Annotated in this window: 10 protein-coding genes, 2 tRNA genes and 3 rRNA genes; 13 read left to right on the top strand and 2 right to left on the bottom strand. The window is 42.8% G+C overall.

The window, feature by feature from the left end:
- The first annotated feature begins 18 nt into the window (after positions 1–18).
- The 9 genes from EHE21_RS15045 (at position 19) to EHE21_RS15005 (ending at position 9,319) form a co-directional block, all read left to right on the top strand.
- Positions 19–1,561 (top strand): 16S ribosomal RNA (locus EHE21_RS15045).
- 84 nt (positions 1,562–1,645) lie between these two features.
- Positions 1,646–1,721: transfer RNA gene (locus tag EHE21_RS15040), tRNA-Glu, on the top strand.
- Positions 1,722–1,958: 237 nt separating this feature from the next.
- A 23S ribosomal RNA gene (locus EHE21_RS15035) occupies positions 1,959–4,966 on the top strand.
- 117 nt (positions 4,967–5,083) lie between these two features.
- Positions 5,084–5,199 (top strand): 5S ribosomal RNA (gene rrf / locus EHE21_RS15030).
- The 16S, 23S and 5S rRNA genes sit together here with 2 tRNA genes alongside, the layout of an rRNA operon.
- 50 nt (positions 5,200–5,249) lie before the next feature.
- Positions 5,250–5,326, top strand: a tRNA-Asp gene (locus EHE21_RS15025).
- Between the two features lie 217 nt (positions 5,327–5,543).
- Positions 5,544–6,329: an endonuclease/exonuclease/phosphatase family protein gene (locus EHE21_RS15020; protein ID WP_102949462.1), complete on the top strand. Its 786-nt coding sequence runs from the start codon at positions 5,544–5,546 to the stop codon at positions 6,327–6,329.
- Between the two features lie 185 nt (positions 6,330–6,514).
- Positions 6,515–7,708: an NAD(P)/FAD-dependent oxidoreductase gene (locus tag EHE21_RS15015; RefSeq protein WP_194951115.1), complete on the top strand. Its 1,194-nt coding sequence runs from the start codon at positions 6,515–6,517 to the stop codon at positions 7,706–7,708.
- Positions 7,709–7,719: 11 nt separating this feature from the next.
- Complete coding sequence (locus EHE21_RS15010; RefSeq protein WP_194951114.1) at positions 7,720–8,118, top strand: hypothetical protein; 399 nt, start codon at positions 7,720–7,722, stop codon at positions 8,116–8,118.
- Between the two features lie 19 nt (positions 8,119–8,137).
- Complete coding sequence (locus EHE21_RS15005; RefSeq protein ID WP_194951113.1) at positions 8,138–9,319, top strand: methionine gamma-lyase; 1,182 nt, start codon at positions 8,138–8,140, stop codon at positions 9,317–9,319.
- Between the two features lie 86 nt (positions 9,320–9,405).
- On the opposite strand, the gene EHE21_RS15000 is transcribed toward EHE21_RS15005, so the two are convergent.
- Positions 9,406–10,773 carry an amino acid permease gene (locus EHE21_RS15000; protein ID WP_088494719.1) on the bottom strand — a complete coding sequence of 456 codons (1,368 nt, stop codon included), beginning with the start codon at positions 10,771–10,773 and terminating at the stop codon, positions 9,406–9,408.
- Positions 10,774–10,939: 166 nt separating this feature from the next.
- On the opposite strand from EHE21_RS15000, the gene queE reads away from it, so the two are divergent.
- Positions 10,940–11,611, top strand: a complete 672-nt coding sequence (queE, locus tag EHE21_RS14995; RefSeq protein ID WP_088494720.1) for a 7-carboxy-7-deazaguanine synthase QueE — start codon at positions 10,940–10,942, stop codon at positions 11,609–11,611.
- A 79-nt stretch (positions 11,612–11,690) separates the two neighbouring features.
- Here the strand turns inward: queE and queD are convergent, their stop codons facing one another.
- Positions 11,691–12,056 (bottom strand): 6-carboxytetrahydropterin synthase QueD, encoded by a 366-nt coding sequence (queD, locus tag EHE21_RS14990; RefSeq protein ID WP_088494721.1) that lies wholly within the window; start codon positions 12,054–12,056, stop codon positions 11,691–11,693.
- A gap of 297 nt (positions 12,057–12,353) precedes the next feature.
- Here queD and cysJ point away from each other — a divergent pair, with 297 nt between their 5' ends.
- Genes cysJ through EHE21_RS14975 form a run of 3 tightly spaced genes read left to right on the top strand, consistent with a single transcriptional unit; the run spans position 12,354 to position 16,624 of the window.
- Positions 12,354–14,165 (top strand): NADPH-dependent assimilatory sulfite reductase flavoprotein subunit, encoded by a 1,812-nt coding sequence (cysJ, locus tag EHE21_RS14985; RefSeq protein ID WP_194951112.1) that lies wholly within the window; start codon positions 12,354–12,356, stop codon positions 14,163–14,165.
- Positions 14,166–15,896, top strand: a complete 1,731-nt coding sequence (cysI, locus tag EHE21_RS14980) for an assimilatory sulfite reductase (NADPH) hemoprotein subunit (RefSeq protein ID WP_194951111.1) — start codon at positions 14,166–14,168, stop codon at positions 15,894–15,896.
- Complete coding sequence (locus EHE21_RS14975; RefSeq protein WP_194951110.1) at positions 15,893–16,624, top strand: phosphoadenylyl-sulfate reductase; 732 nt, start codon at positions 15,893–15,895, stop codon at positions 16,622–16,624. Before cysI ends, EHE21_RS14975 begins: the two co-directional genes overlap by 4 nt.
- Positions 16,625–16,692 lie beyond the last annotated feature (68 nt).

The raw sequence follows: 16,692 nt of genomic DNA, 5'->3' as shown, positions 1-16,692 counted from the left end.
TTGAGCATCAAACACTTTTAATTGAAGAGTTTGATCATGGCTCAGATTGAACGCTGGCGGCAGGCCTAACACATGCAAGTCGAGCGGTAACAGGGGAAAGCTTGCTTTCTTGCTGACGAGCGGCGGACGGGTGAGTAATGTATGGGGATCTGCCCGATAGAGGGGGATAACTACTGGAAACGGTGGCTAATACCGCATGACGTCTACGGACCAAAGCAGGGGCTCTTCGGACCTTGCGCTATCGGATGAACCCATATGGGATTAGCTAGTAGGTGAGGTAATGGCTCACCTAGGCGACGATCTCTAGCTGGTCTGAGAGGATGATCAGCCACACTGGGACTGAGACACGGCCCAGACTCCTACGGGAGGCAGCAGTGGGGAATATTGCACAATGGGCGCAAGCCTGATGCAGCCATGCCGCGTGTATGAAGAAGGCCTTAGGGTTGTAAAGTACTTTCAGCGGGGAGGAAGGTGTTAAGATTAATACTCTTAGCAATTGACGTTACCCGCAGAAGAAGCACCGGCTAACTCCGTGCCAGCAGCCGCGGTAATACGGAGGGTGCAAGCGTTAATCGGAATTACTGGGCGTAAAGCGCACGCAGGCGGTCAATTAAGTCAGATGTGAAAGCCCCGAGCTTAACTTGGGAATTGCATCTGAAACTGGTTGGCTAGAGTCTTGTAGAGGGGGGTAGAATTCCACGTGTAGCGGTGAAATGCGTAGAGATGTGGAGGAATACCGGTGGCGAAGGCGGCCCCCTGGACAAAGACTGACGCTCAGGTGCGAAAGCGTGGGGAGCAAACAGGATTAGATACCCTGGTAGTCCACGCTGTAAACGATGTCGATTTAGAGGTTGTGGTCTTGAACCGTGGCTTCTGGAGCTAACGCGTTAAATCGACCGCCTGGGGAGTACGGCCGCAAGGTTAAAACTCAAATGAATTGACGGGGGCCCGCACAAGCGGTGGAGCATGTGGTTTAATTCGATGCAACGCGAAGAACCTTACCTACTCTTGACATCCAGAGAATCCTTTAGAGATAGAGGAGTGCCTTCGGGAACTCTGAGACAGGTGCTGCATGGCTGTCGTCAGCTCGTGTTGTGAAATGTTGGGTTAAGTCCCGCAACGAGCGCAACCCTTATCCTTTGTTGCCAGCGCGTGATGGCGGGAACTCAAAGGAGACTGCCGGTGATAAACCGGAGGAAGGTGGGGATGACGTCAAGTCATCATGGCCCTTACGAGTAGGGCTACACACGTGCTACAATGGCAGATACAAAGAGAAGCGACCTCGCGAGAGCAAGCGGAACTCATAAAGTCTGTCGTAGTCCGGATTGGAGTCTGCAACTCGACTCCATGAAGTCGGAATCGCTAGTAATCGTAGATCAGAATGCTACGGTGAATACGTTCCCGGGCCTTGTACACACCGCCCGTCACACCATGGGAGTGGGTTGCAAAAGAAGTAGGTAGCTTAACCTTCGGGAGGGCGCTTACCACTTTGTGATTCATGACTGGGGTGAAGTCGTAACAAGGTAACCGTAGGGGAACCTGCGGTTGGATCACCTCCTTACCTAAGAGATACGTGTTATGTGCAGTGCTCACACAGATTGTCTGATGAAGAACGAGCAAAAGCGCGTCTGCGAAGCTGACAAGAGTCCCCTTCGTCTAGAGGCCTAGGACACCGCCCTTTCACGGCGGTAACAGGGGTTCGAATCCCCTAGGGGACGCCAATTGCGCGGTATGAGTGAAAGGCGTACCACACTATGTCTGATGAAAATCAGAGAATAGTTAAGATAATTCGCATGAGTTATTTTACCTATTATGCTCTTTAACAATCTGGAACAAGCTGAAAAATTGAAAACAAATCAATATATCACCGAGGTATATTGATGAGTCTCTCAAAATCTCAGACCTTGAAGTGTGAACTCAAGACATTGGTCTTCGAGAGAAACATCTTCGGGTTGTGAGGTTAAGCGAATAAGCGTACACGGTGGATGCCTAGGCAATCAGAGGCGATGAAGGACGTGCTAATCTGCGATAAGCGTCGGTAAGGTGATATGAACCGTTATACCCGACGATTTCCGAATGGGGAAACCCAATATCCAATGGATATTATCATGACGTGAATACATAGCGTCATGAAGCGAACCGGGAGAACTGAAACATCTCAGTACCCCGAGGAAAAGAAATCAACCGAGATTCCCCTAGTAGCGGCGAGCGAACGGGGAACAGCCCAGAGTCTTAATCAATAGCAGCATCAGGAGAACGGTCTGGAAAGTCCGGCAGTAAAGGGTGATAGCCCCGTATCCGAAGATGCTGTTATTGTGAACTCGACGAGTAGGGCGGGACACGTGTTATCCTGTCTGAATATGGGGGGACCATCCTCCAAGGCTAAATACTCCTGATTGACCGATAGTGAACCAGTACCGTGAGGGAAAGGCGAAAAGAACCCCGGCGAGGGGAGTGAAAAAGAACCTGAAACCGTGTACGTACAAGCAGTAGGAGCCCCACCACTAAGCTAGTGGTGAACTCACAGCGATTCTTTTGCATGATAATGTGCGGTAGACGGAGCGAAAGCGACGTCCAACCAACAAAATCAAGCAGAGGAGGCTTAGTGGTGGGGTGACTGCGTACCTTTTGTATAATGGGTCAGCGACTTATATTCTGTAGCAAGGTTAACCGTATAGGGGAGCCGTAGGGAAACCGAGTCTTAACTGGGCGAATGAGTTGCAGGGTATAGACCCGAAACCCGGTGATCTATCCATGGGCAGGTTGAAGGTTGGGTAACACTAACTGGAGGACCGAACCGACTAATGTTGAAAAATTAGCGGATGACTTGTGGATGGGGGTGAAAGGCCAATCAAACCGGGAGATAGCTGGTTCTCCCCGAAAGCTATTTAGGTAGCGCCTCGTGAACTCATCTTCGGGGGTAGAGCACTGTTTCGACTAGGGGGTCATCCCGACTTACCAACTCGATGCAAACTGCGAATACCGAAGAATGTTATCACGGGAGACACACGGCGGGTGCTAACGTCCGTCGTGAAGAGGGAAACAACCCAGACCGCCAGCTAAGGTCCCAAAGTCATGGTTAAGTGGGAAACGAAGTGGGAAGGCTCAGACAGCCAGGATGTTGGCTTAGAAGCAGCCATCATTTAAAGAAAGCGTAATAGCTCACTGGTCGAGTCGGCCCGCGCGGAAGATGTAACGGGGCTAAACCATGCACCGAAGCTGCGGCAGCGACACTATGTGTTGTTGGGTAGGGGAGCGTTCTGTAAGCCTGCGAAGGTGTACTGTGAGGTATGCTGGAGGTATCAGAAGTGCGAATGCTGACATAAGTAACGATAATGCGGGTGAAAAACCCGCACGCCGGAAGACCAAGGGTTCCTGTCCAACGTTAATCGGGGCAGGGTGAGTCGACCCCTAAGGCGAGGCTGAAAAGCGTAGTCGATGGGAAACGGGTTAATATTCCCGTACTGGTGGTAACTGCGATGGGGGAACGGAGAAGGCTAGGTTGTCCGGGCGACGGTCGTCCCGGTTCAAGCATGTAGGCAGAGTGATTAGGCAAATCCGGTCACTTAATGCTGAGGTGTGATGACGAGCCACTAAGGTGGTGAAGCAATTGATGCCCTGCTTCCAGGAAAAGCCTCTAAGCTTCAGGTTACCAACAATCGTACCCCAAACCGACACAGGTGGTCAGGTAGAGAATACTCAGGCGCTTGAGAGAACTCGGGTGAAGGAACTAGGCAAAATGGTGCCGTAACTTCGGGAGAAGGCACGCTGGCGGTAAGTGAAGTCCCTTGCGGACGGAGCCGAAGCCAGTCGAAGATACCAGCTGGCTGCAACTGTTTATTAAAAACACAGCACTGTGCAAACACGAAAGTGGACGTATACGGTGTGACGCCTGCCCGGTGCTGGAAGGTTAATTGATGGGGTTATCCGTAAGGAGAAGCTCTTGATCGAAGCCCCAGTAAACGGCGGCCGTAACTATAACGGTCCTAAGGTAGCGAAATTCCTTGTCGGGTAAGTTCCGACCTGCACGAATGGCGTAATGATGGCCAGGCTGTCTCCACCCGAGACTCAGTGAAATTGAACTCGCTGTGAAGATGCAGTGTACCCGCGGCAAGACGGAAAGACCCCGTGAACCTTTACTATAGCTTGACACTGAACATTGAGCCTTGATGTGTAGGATAGGTGGGAGACTATGAAGTGTGGACGCCAGTCTGCATGGAGTCAACCTTGAAATACCACCCTTTAACGTTTGATGTTCTAACCTAGGTCCATAATCTGGATCGGGGACCGTGTCTGGTGGGTAGTTTGACTGGGGCGGTCTCCTCCTAAAGAGTAACGGAGGAGCACGAAGGTTGGCTAAGCATGGTCGGACATCATGCGGTTAGTGCAAAGGCATAAGCCAGCTTGACTGTGAGAGTGACGGCTCGAGCAGGTACGAAAGTAGGTCTTAGTGATCCGGTGGTTCTGAATGGAAGGGCCATCGCTCAACGGATAAAAGGTACTCCGGGGATAACAGGCTGATACCGCCCAAGAGTTCATATCGACGGCGGTGTTTGGCACCTCGATGTCGGCTCATCACATCCTGGGGCTGAAGTAGGTCCCAAGGGTATGGCTGTTCGCCATTTAAAGTGGTACGCGAGCTGGGTTTAGAACGTCGTGAGACAGTTCGGTCCCTATCTGCCGTGGGCGTTGGAAGATTGAGAGGGGTTGCTCCTAGTACGAGAGGACCGGAGTGAACGCACCACTGGTGTTCGGGTTGTCATGCCAATGGCATTGCCCGGTAGCTAAGTGCGGAAGAGATAACCGCTGAAAGCATCTAAGCGGGAAACTTGCCTCGAGATGAGTCTTCCCTGTCACCTTGAGTGACCTAAAGGAACGTTTAAGACTAAGACGTTGATAGGCTGGGTGTGTAAGCGTAGCGATACGTTGAGCTAACCAGTACTAATGAACCGTGAGGCTTAACCTGACAACACCGAAGGTGTTTTGTCTGAGAGACAAACAGTAGATGAAGTAAGCTTGTTTAAGATTGAATATTGCTGGTTATGACGAGAAATCGAAGTAACGGGTAATAAAACCGAATTTGCTTGGCGGCCATAGCGCAGCGGACCCACCTGAACCCATGCCGAACTCAGAAGTGAAACGTTGTAGCGCCGATGGTAGTGTGGGGTCTCCCCATGTGAGAGTAGGGAACTGCCAGGCATCAATTAAAGCGTTAGTGTTCAATAACATTAATCGCGCAAAGAATACGCGGAGCGGTAGTTCAGTTGGTTAGAATACCTGCCTGTCACGCAGGGGGTCGCGGGTTCGAGTCCCGTCCGTTCCGCCAACATTAAGAAACCTAAGTCTAACGACTTAGGTTTTTTTTTGCTTAAAATTTAGAATAAACCACAAATTAATCAGAAATTTTTAAGTAATCATAACTATTATGCATAAAAATAATTACTTTTGTTGATTATAGTATCCTTTTAAAGGGTGAGAGCGAAGCTTGCCTTTGGTATACTTCAGTTATAGCAAGATATCTTGCTGTTTATCTGAGGTTGCTAATGGCGAAAAAACCGACTTATTCAGTGCGTTTTGTGGCAGGTCAACCTGTTGAAAGGATTGAGCCCAGCCCGCCTTTAAGTGAAAGAAAGGATACACTACCTATCGGAATGCCTCTTTACACTGAAGGCACTCTAAAAATTGCGGTTTGGAATATCTATAAACAGCAACGACTCAATTGGCGTAATATGTTGGAAACGCTTTCAACAGATACGCATTTGCTTTTGTTACAAGAAGCGCAAACCACACCAGAGCTTGTCCGTTTTGCTGGCACTCATCATTTAATTGCAGATCAAGTTCCAGCCTTGGCTTTTCAACAACACCCAGCAGGTGTGATGACATTATCAAGTTCTCATCCTATCTATTGTTGTCCTCTCAGAGAAAAAGAGCCTTTTTTAAGATTACCCAAATCCGCATTAATTACGGTATATCCGCTCATTACGGGTGATCATTTAATGGTCATTAATGTACATGCAATTAATTTTAGTTTTGGTGTTGATGTTTATCAGCGTCAATTAAGTAATTTATCTGTTCACATCACGCATCATAAAGGACCCGTTATTTTAGCGGGTGATTTTAATGCATGGAGTCGCCCAAGAGTCAATGTATTAAAACGTTTTGCGAGAACGTTAAGACTTAAAGAAGTTATTTTTGATAATGATTGGCGAACAAAAGCCTTTGGTAAGCCTTTGGATTATATTTTTTATCGAGGATTATCGCTAAATAATGCAGAAGTACTGATCACTGATGCCTCAGATCATCATCCTTTAATAGCAACATTTTATTAATGAGTGATTATAATATTAGTTAATATTCAAGCGTTAATATTAAAATTAAATATGATTATATCAATTATCAATTAGATATATTATTTTATAAGTAATTTATCTATCTATTTAATCTATTTGTTATATTAATACCTTTTACTATACTTTTTTTGTTCTATCTAATATCACTAGATATAGGAAATAAAATGCCAACAAAAAATATAGTTATTATTGGCGGTGGTACCGGCGGAACTATTCTTGCTAATATCCTTGCTAAAAAATTAAATGACGAAATATTTTCAAATAAAATTAAAATAACGCTTATTTCAGATAATCCTAATCACTATTACAAACCTGCATTTATGTATATTGCATTCAATCTTTTTTTAAAAGAAGAGCTGATGCGATCAGAACGAAGCTTATTAAGACCTGAAATCGAATTTATTATTGATAAAGCAGAACGTTTTGACTTTAATAATAAAATTATTTATTGCGAGTCTAATAAAAAATACAATTATGACTTTTTAGTATTAGCAACAGGTTGTGTTCCTAGTCCTCATAGAATTGAAGGCTTAAAAGAAGCGGGAAATCATTTCTACCAATATGAAGCCGCTAGAACACTTGCTGATAAATTAGCTAAAATTGAAAAAGGTCGTGTATTTATTACGGTTAGTTTTCCTGAAACACCTAATGTACCTCATCAATGTGGTATTGCCCCTATGGAGACAACATTGATGCTGGATGAACTTCTTCGCCAGCGTCGAGTGAGAAATAATATTGAGATTGTTTATACCTATCCAACAGTTGCTCAACTTTTAAGAAACTGCCTGTTTATGCAACAAGAGGTTTGTGAAGTTCTTCCTGCGGTATTCTCTGAACGAGATATTAAAGCGAAGCGAGGCTTTACATTGAGTCATGTTGATCCTGATAAGAAAATTGCTTACTCAAAAGAGGGCGAGGCAGAACCGTTTGATATCCTTATGAGTACTCCACCTATCACTGCGGTTGAGGCGATCCGTAACACAGGTTTAAGTGAACATAATAATGGTGAAGGTTGGTTACCTACTGATCCTGAAACATTGCAAGTCTATGGTCTAAATCAAGTGTATGTTCTTGGTGATACGGTTGATTTACCAATTAGTAAAGCCGGTGGTAGTTGTCATAACCAAGCGGGAGTGATTGCAAATAATATCTGTGGTGAGCTTCGTTATGGTTATCCTGCTGCGATTTATGATGGTCGAGTGCAAGCTGTTGCACAAATGGGATTATCAGCAGGTATGCCATTACAGTATGACTATAAACATGACGTAATTCCTACACCACCAACAAAGCTGGGCGGGCTATTGCGTAATAGTTATAACCGAGGCTTATATTGGGCAACCGTTAGAGGATTATTATAGGGGATACAATAATGAGTGAGAATAATTTAAGCCCAGCAGATATTCAACTATTATCTGATGAAGATAAATTACATCTTCAACATTTATTAGAAAAAGCAAGACCATTATTGGCATTAAAGCGGTTTGATAATATCGTCGATTTATTATCTTTAATATCAGATTCAATAGATATTATGGATAATGCAACAGTTGAAAAACTTTCTGTTGCATTTGAAGAAACATTAATTCCAGTTTGGGAATTAAGTGCTGCTTATAATATGGCAAAGAAAGAATCTATTTATCAAGATAAAAAATATACATTAGGTTCAACTTTTGCATTATTAAGAAATCCTGATACCCTTAAAGGGATCTCAATTATTCTAAGAACAGTTCAAATTATCGGGGAAAATAACCAGCGAATAGAAAGTTAATTAATATTTAGGAGATATAATGACGCAAAGTAATAAACATTTTAATACTCAAGCAATACATTATGGTTATTCTCCGTTAGATTCTCAGGGGGCATTAGTGCCTCCTGTTTTTCAAACATCTACTTTTGTTTTTCCAACGGCACAATATGGTGCTGATTGTTTTGCCGGAAAACAAAAAGGGCATTTTTATTCTCGGATCTCAAACCCTACATTAGAGTTATTAGAAAAGCGTTTAGCTCAATTAGAAAATGGTGAAGGTGCTGTTGTTTTTTCATCTGGTATAGGCGCAATTACTTCTAGTTGTTGGTCATTGCTTAAACCTGGTGATGAACTTATTGCAGATATGACTCTTTATGGCTGTACTTTTACGTTTTTCAATCATGGGCTCGCTAAATTCGGCGTTAAAATAAAGCATGTTGATTTAACTAATCTCGAAAAATTAAAAGAAGCGATCACAGAGAAAACAAAACTCATTTTCTTTGAGACTCCAGCTAATCCCAATATGCGAGTGAGTGATATCACAAAAATATCAGAAATTGCACATCAGCATAATATTTTAGTCATGGTAGATAGCACTTATTGCTCGCCTTATTTACAGCAACCTTTGGGGCTTGGTGCTGATATTGTTGTGCATTCTATGACTAAATATTTATCGGGTCATGGTGATGTAACAGCAGGTGCAATTATTACTACGCATGCCCTAGCAGATAAAATACGAGTTGAAGGTTTAAAGGATATGACTGGTGCTTGTCTGTCTCCTCACGATGCCTCGTTAATTTTACGAGGCATAAAAACGTTAGGCATAAGAATGGAACAGATCTGCCAAAATGCGCAGTGTATTGCACAATATCTTGAAGATAATCCTAAAGTCGAAACTATTTATTATCCTGGGCTAGCTTCATTTCCTCAATACGAACTTGCTAAGCGTCAAATGCGTTTAGCTGGAGGTATGATCGCCATTGAATTAAAGGGAGGAATAAAAGCAGGTAGAGAGTTTTTGAATCGCTTAAATCTCTTTAGCCGAGCGGTGAGTTTAGGAGATTGTGAGTCTTTAGCTCAACATCCCGCGACAATGACCCATGCTACTTATAGTGCAGAAGAACGACAAAGGCATGGTATTAGTGATGGTTTGATTCGATTATCAATTGGTCTTGAAGATGTGAATGATTTAATTGCTGATTTAAAACAAGCGCTGGCTTAGTGAAGATCGCATAATAAAGAAAAAGGCTGTGAATTAATCCACAGCCTTTATTGTTTAGCTCAGAATTGTTGACTCAGAAAAGTGATTTATTTCTGGTTCATTCTTGGTTTGATACCTACATAGTAGCCGATAGTTAAAATAGCTACCCATACCATACCGACAACCAAAGCCATTCTGGTTGACTCAAAATAGCCTAAAATTGCAATAACAAACGCCATAAAGACGATAGTCAGTGCTGGAGCAACAGGCCATAGTGGAACAGGGAATTTCAGTGTTTTCACTTCATCTGCGCTCATCTTACGACGCATCGCAACTTGAGAAAGTAAAATCATTAACCACACCCAAACTGTTGCAAATGTCGCAATAGAGGCGATTAAAACGAAGATTTGCTCTGGGATAAGGTAGTTAAGTACTACGCCCAGCAGCAAGACGACAGACATTACTAGCACAGTCATCCAAGGCACACCATTGCGAGTGAGCTTCATAAAGGATTTTGGTGCTTGTCCTTCTTGAGCCATGCCATACATCATACGACCAGCACCAAAGATATCACTGTTAATCGCAGAAATTGCGGCTGTGATAACCACGAGGTTTAAGATATTTGCAGCTGAATTGATCCCTAGATTTGAGAAAATCTGTACAAATGGGCTACCGTTATGGCCGATTTGTTGCCAAGGAAAAATGCACATTAGAATAAAAATCGTCAGTACATAGAACAATAAGATACGAAACGGTACAGCATTGATAGCTTTAGGAATGGTTTTTTCAGGATCTTTAGCTTCACTGGCAGTAATACCAATTACTTCAATCCCACCAAAGGCAAACATGACAATGGCGAGCGAGGCGATAACCCCTTCAATACCATTTGGCATAAAGCCACCAAACTCCCATAAGTTAGAGATACCAATAGGGTGTTCAGTTTGTTGACCAAAGCCATACATCATAATGACAACACCACCAATTATCATGGCGATAATTGCAGTGACTTTAACAATAGAAAGCCAAAATTCCATTTCACCAAATATCTTCACATGGCAAAGGTTTAAGGCACCAATAAAGCAAACTATCCCTAATACCCATATCCATTGATCAACATCTGGGAACCAGAGTTTCATATAGAAACCAAATGCCGTGACGTCAGCTAGACAGACAATCAGCATTTCAAAAACGTAGTTCCAGCCCGTTAAGAAGCCAGCTAAAGGCCCCATATAATGGCTTGCATATTGTGAAAAAGAGCCTGCAACAGGATGATGAACCGCCATTTCACCTAATGCACGCATAACCATAAATACTGCCGCACCACCAATAAGGTAAGCAAGCAATACAGCAGGACCCGCTTTCTCAATGGCAGCCGCAGAGCCATAAAATAAACCTGTACCGATTGCAGAGCCTAGCGCCATGAAACGAATGTGCCGCCCTGATAATCCTCGTGAAAGTTGATTCTCTTTTTGCATCTAAAGTATTCCCATCTCTGTCCAACAGAGGAATGCTATCCTCTTTTTCAGTGTCTTCTCGCACGTTAGCTATTCAAAACAAACCATGTACCTTATCATAAAGCCTCTTACGGTGAGATAGTTATCTGTAATAATCATCAGCATTCATTGGATATCAGAGTTTCTTATGCAATACCCCATTAATGAAGTGTTTCAAACCTTACAGGGTGAAGGTGTTTTTACTGGCGTTCCTGCGCTTTTTGTTCGATTACAAGGTTGTCCTGTAGGTTGTAGTTGGTGTGATACCAAACATACTTGGGAAAAAGAAGACGAAAAAAAAGTTCCTCTTGGTGATATTCCTATTAAAACGCAAGAAAGTGATGCTTGGGGAGAAGCCAGCGTTGCTCAGATTTTATCACTTTTCCAACAACAAGGTTATAGTGCAAAACACGTGGTTATCACAGGAGGCGAGCCTTGCTTATATGATTTACGTCCTTTAACAGAAGGGCTAGAGCAAGCAGGTTTTGCCTGTCAGATAGAAACCAGTGGCACTCACGATATTTTATGTAGTGAGAAGACATGGGTGACACTTTCTCCAAAAGTGGGCATGAAGGGGGGCTTTACGGTATTAACCAGCGCAATCAATCGTGCTAATGAGATAAAGCACCCAGTTGGACGTGAAAAAGATATTGAAGCACTGGATGCCTTACTGACATTACGCTCAGAGCACCCTGCACCTGTTGTTGCTTTACAACCTATTAGCTGTAAAGAGAGTGCGACAGCACTATGTATTAAAACCTGCATAGCGCGTAATTGGCGTTTCTCAATGCAAACGCATAAATATTTAAATATTGCGTGACCGTATTTTTAATATAAAAAAATCAGCCAATAAAGGCTGATTTTCTTTTAGGTGATAATGGGTTAATGTTAAAACCGATTTATTCACCGCGATAAATACATCCTGCTGTACACGTCTCTTTCACCATCACCGCAGATAATAATGGCAATGACGGTTTTACTTGTTGCCAAATCCATTTTGCCAGCACTTCGCTGGTCGGATTTTCTAGACCTTCAATTTCATTAAGATAGTAGTGATCTAAACGCTCAAGAGTAGGTTTAAATGCGGCTTTCACATCAGCAAAATCAATAAGCCAACCTGAATGTGCATCAACTTCACCTGTTAGCTCTAATCTAACAAGAAAGGAGTGCCCATGAAGACGTCCACATTTGTGGCCTTCAGGAACATGTGGCAAATGGTGAGCGGCTTCAAACTGAAAATCTTTAAAGATGGTGGTTGTCATCAAAACTCTCTTGACTTAATTAGTAAAAAAAAGACACAAATAGTACGAAGTGTACCAGTGTAGCCGATTTAGCGTATCACGCCTAATCTCCCTTAATCTTAATGGCTTATTATGTTCCTTTTTGCTTATTGATTATATTGGTAAAGGAAACCGATAAATAAATTTAGCATTTAAGGTTATTAGATAGAGCCAACAGGTCTTTAATTCACCTTCTAGTCGTGGGATACCCTCTCAATATTAGAAATATTATCAAAGAACAATAAAGCACAGATAAGTGCTTCGCTTTTTAAGGCAGGATAAATGAGCAATCAACCTCCATTATTATCAATGCTTCCATTAACACCGGAGCAATTGAATAAATTACAGGACGCAACAAAAGATCTCTCAACAGCGCAAATTGCGTGGTTATCTGGCTATTTGTGGGGGCAGCTTAATCCTTCTGTTGTATCCGCATCGACAGCGGTTACTTCAGTACACGTACCAGAGCAGGAAACCATTACATTGATCTCTGCTTCTCAAACGGGTAATGCGCGTCATCTTGCCGAACAGTTACGAGATAATCTGGTTGCTCACAAATTGAATGTAGAACTATATTCCGCAGGTGAATATAAGTTTAAGCAGATCCATAAAACAACAACCTTGATCATCATTACATCTACGCAAGGAGAAGGTGATCCTCCTGAAGAAGCAATCGCTTTTTATAAATATCTGAACTCTAAAAAAGCGACTGAAATGAAAGAAACGTCTTATGCAGTACTGAGCTTAGGTGATACTTCCTATGAGCATTTCTGTAAGGCAGGAAAAGACTTTGATGAGCGAATTGCACAACTGGGCGCGACACGCTTATTACCAAGAGTTGATGCTGATGTTGAATATCAAGCCGTTGCGGATGAATGGATAAAACAGCTTACAGAGATCTTAAAGGCAAGAGTTCCGACACAAAGCACGCAAGTCTTACAACAAACGCAATCAGGTACGACGGATACAATTGAGTCATCTATTTATCATCGAGATGCCCCTTTTACTGCCACATTACTGACTAATCAAAAAATTACAGGCAGAAATTCAGATAGAGACATTCGCCATATTGAAATCAGCCTTGACGGTTCTGATTTGCAATATCAACCCGGTGATGCACTGGGAGTTTGGTTTAATAACTCGCCTGAAAAAGTTGATGAACTGATTGCTTTGTTGTGGCTAAAGGGTAATGAGTCTGTCACATTAAAATCTCAAACATTCACCTTAAAAGAAGCGTTACTGCATCATTGTGAGCTAACTCAAAATAGCGCACCTATCGTAAAAGCCTATGCCCAATTGACGCGGCATGAAGATCTATTGTCATTAGTGGCTGATAAAACCATGCTTCAGCAATATGCAGACAAACACCCTATTAATGAGATGGTACGCCAATATTGTGCTCAACCTACGGCACAAGATTTTGTTGATATTTTACGTCCACTGACTCCTCGCCTTTACTCTATTGCATCGTCACAACAAGAAGTCGAAGACGAAGTACACCTTACTTTAGGGGTTGTACGTTATGACGTTAACTCTCGAGCTTATACCGGTGGAGCCTCTGGATTTTTAGCTGATAACTTAAAAGAAGGCGATAGCATCAATGTTTTTATCGAAAAAAATGCGCATTTTCGCCTACCTGAAGATAACACCGCACCCGTCATTATGATTGGTCCAGGTACAGGTATCGCACCTTTTCGAGGTTTTATGCAACAGCGCGACAATGACGCTGCAACAGGTAAAAACTGGTTATTTTTTGGTAATCCTCATTTTGTAGAAGATTTTCTCTATCAAGTGGAATGGCAACGTTATGTCAAAAGCGGTCTGTTAACTCATATCGATTTAGCATGGTCACGAGATCAAGCACATAAAATTTATGTACAAGATAAATTACGCGAACGTGGTAGTGAGATTTGGCAATGGTTACAGCAAGGTGCTTATCTTTATGTCTGTGGCGATGCGTCACGAATGGCAAAAGATGTTGAGCAGGCGTTGTTAGATATTGTGATGGAGTATGGCAATAAAAATATTGAAGAAGCAGATGAATACTTAAGTGAGCTACGCCTAGAACGGCGTTATCAGAGGGATGTCTATTAAATGAAATCACACACTCAAGCGCCCTTAGTGGTTGAAGGGAAACTGGCTGATAGTGAACGCATGAAAAAAGAGAGTCACTTTTTACGCGGCACTATTACAGAAGACTTACAAAATGGTTTAACGGGTGGTTTTGAAGGCGATAACTTTCTATTGATCCGCTTTCATGGCATGTATCAACAAGATGACAGAGATATTCGCGCTGAGCGTGCGGAGCAAATGTTAGAACCTCGTCATGCAATGATGCTGCGTTGCCGTTTACCCGGGGGCATTATTTCGCCTAAACAGTGGCTTAGCATCGATAAGTTTGCGACTGAAAATACGCTTTATGGCAGTATTCGTATTACTAATCGTCAAACATTTCAATTTCATGGCATTTTAAAAGGCAATGTAAAACCCGCACATCAAATGCTGGTGGCAACAGGTCTTGATGCTTTAGCGACAGCGAACGATGTTAACCGTAACGTGTTATGTACTTCAAACCCAGTGCAATCTTCATTACACCAAGAAGCGTATGAGTGGGCGAAAAAAATATCAGAACATCTGTTACCTCGTACTCATGCTTATGCGGAAATTTGGTTAGATAAAGAGAAAGTAGCAACAACAGATGAAGAGCCTATTTTAGGAGAAACCTATTTACCGCGGAAATTTAAAACCACGGTGGTGATCCCACCTCACAATGATGTTGATCTTCATGCTAATGATATGAATTTTATTGCGATTGCTGAAAACGGGCATTTAGTTGGTTTTAACGTGCTTGTGGGGGGCGGTCTTGCAATGACGCATGGCGATAAAAATACCTTTCCCCGCTTAGCCAGTGAGTTTGGTTATATCCCTATTGAGAATACATTGGCAATTGCAGAAGCCATTGTGACGACTCAGCGTGATTGGGGAAATCGAACTGAACGCAAAAATGCAAAAACAAAATACACATTGGAACGTGTTGGCGTAGAGACATTTAAACAAGAGGTTGAACGCCGTTCAGGAGTAACTTTTGAAGCTATTCGACCTTATGAATTTACCCATCGAGGCGATCAAATCGGTTGGTTAAAAGGTGTTGATGATAAATGGCACCTTACTTTATTTATTGAAAGTGGGCGATTGATTGATACGCCTGATGCTCCATTAAAAACGGGCGTGGCGGAAATTGCCAAAATTCATCAGGGTGATTTCCGACTGACTGCCAATCAAAATTTGATTGTGGCAGGTGTACCAGAAAGTGAAAAAGCCAATATTGAAGCGATTGCTCGTCGATACGGTTTGATTAATAGTGAAGTTACAGCACTGCGTGAACATGCGATGGCGTGTGTTTCTTTCCCTACATGTCCATTGGCAATGGCAGAAGCTGAGCGCTTTTTGCCTTCATTCACCGATACCCTTGATAGTTTGATGACAAAACATGGTGTGAGTGACGAGCATATTGTTGTACGTGTAACGGGATGCCCAAATGGTTGTGGTCGTGCTATGTTGGCAGAAGTTGGGCTGGTGGGTAAAGCTCCTGATCGCTACAACTTGCATTTAGGGGGCAATCGCATTGGGACACGTATTCCTAGAATGTATCGTGAAAATATTACTTCGCAAGAAATCATTGCAATACTCGATCCACTGATTGGCGAATGGGCGATTTCTCGTCATAACAATGAAGGGTTCGGTGATTTTCTTATCCGCACTAATATTGTTAAACCTGTACTGAATTCAGCGATTGATTTTTATGAAGTGCAGGAGGCGGTATGAGTCTATTTCAGCTTGCTTCGCTAAAACAGTTACCTGTTGAAGAGCAAACACATGCTTTGAGTGAGATTAATCAACAGTTAGATCAATTAAGCGCCATTGAACGGGTTACTTGGGCTTTAGAACATTTGCCTAAAGCCTATGTATTAAGCTCTAGTTTTGGTATCCAAGCTGCGGTATGTCTGCATTTAATCACTCGACAATATCCTGATATTCCTGTGGTTTTGACCGATACAGGTTATTTATTTCCTGAAACCTATCAATTTATTGATACGCTGACTGAGCAGTTACAACTTAACTTGAAAGTCTATCGAGCTGAAATATCTTCATCTTGGCAAGAAGCGCGCTACGGCAAACTTTGGTTAGAAGGTATTGACGGTATTGAACGTTATAACCAGATAAACAAAGTAGAGCCGATGGAGAGGGCATTAAAAACATTGCAGGCTCAAACATGGTTTGCAGGTCTTCGCCGACAACAAGCTAAAAGCCGCGAGCATTTGCCAGTGCTTTCAATCGCAAAAGGGATCTTTAAGTTTTTACCTATCGTTGATTGGGATAATAAGCAGGTCTATCAATATCTTAAAGAAAACGACTTATCTTATCACCCTTTATGGGAGCAAGGTTATCTCTCTGTGGGAGATACTCATACAACTCGAAAATGGGAAGAGGGTATGAGTGAAGAAGAAACACGATTTTTTGGCTTAAAACGCGAGTGTGGATTACACGAATAACGCCATTATCTACCAATAAATAATTGGGGGAATAGAGTTTATCTATTGCCCTTTTTGTCTTTTCTAAA

This window comes from Proteus sp. GOKU (assembly GCF_015475555.1).
Lineage (GTDB): Bacteria > Pseudomonadota > Gammaproteobacteria > Enterobacterales > Enterobacteriaceae > Proteus > Proteus mirabilis_B.
This window is presented reverse-complemented; position numbering and strand designations above follow the sequence as displayed.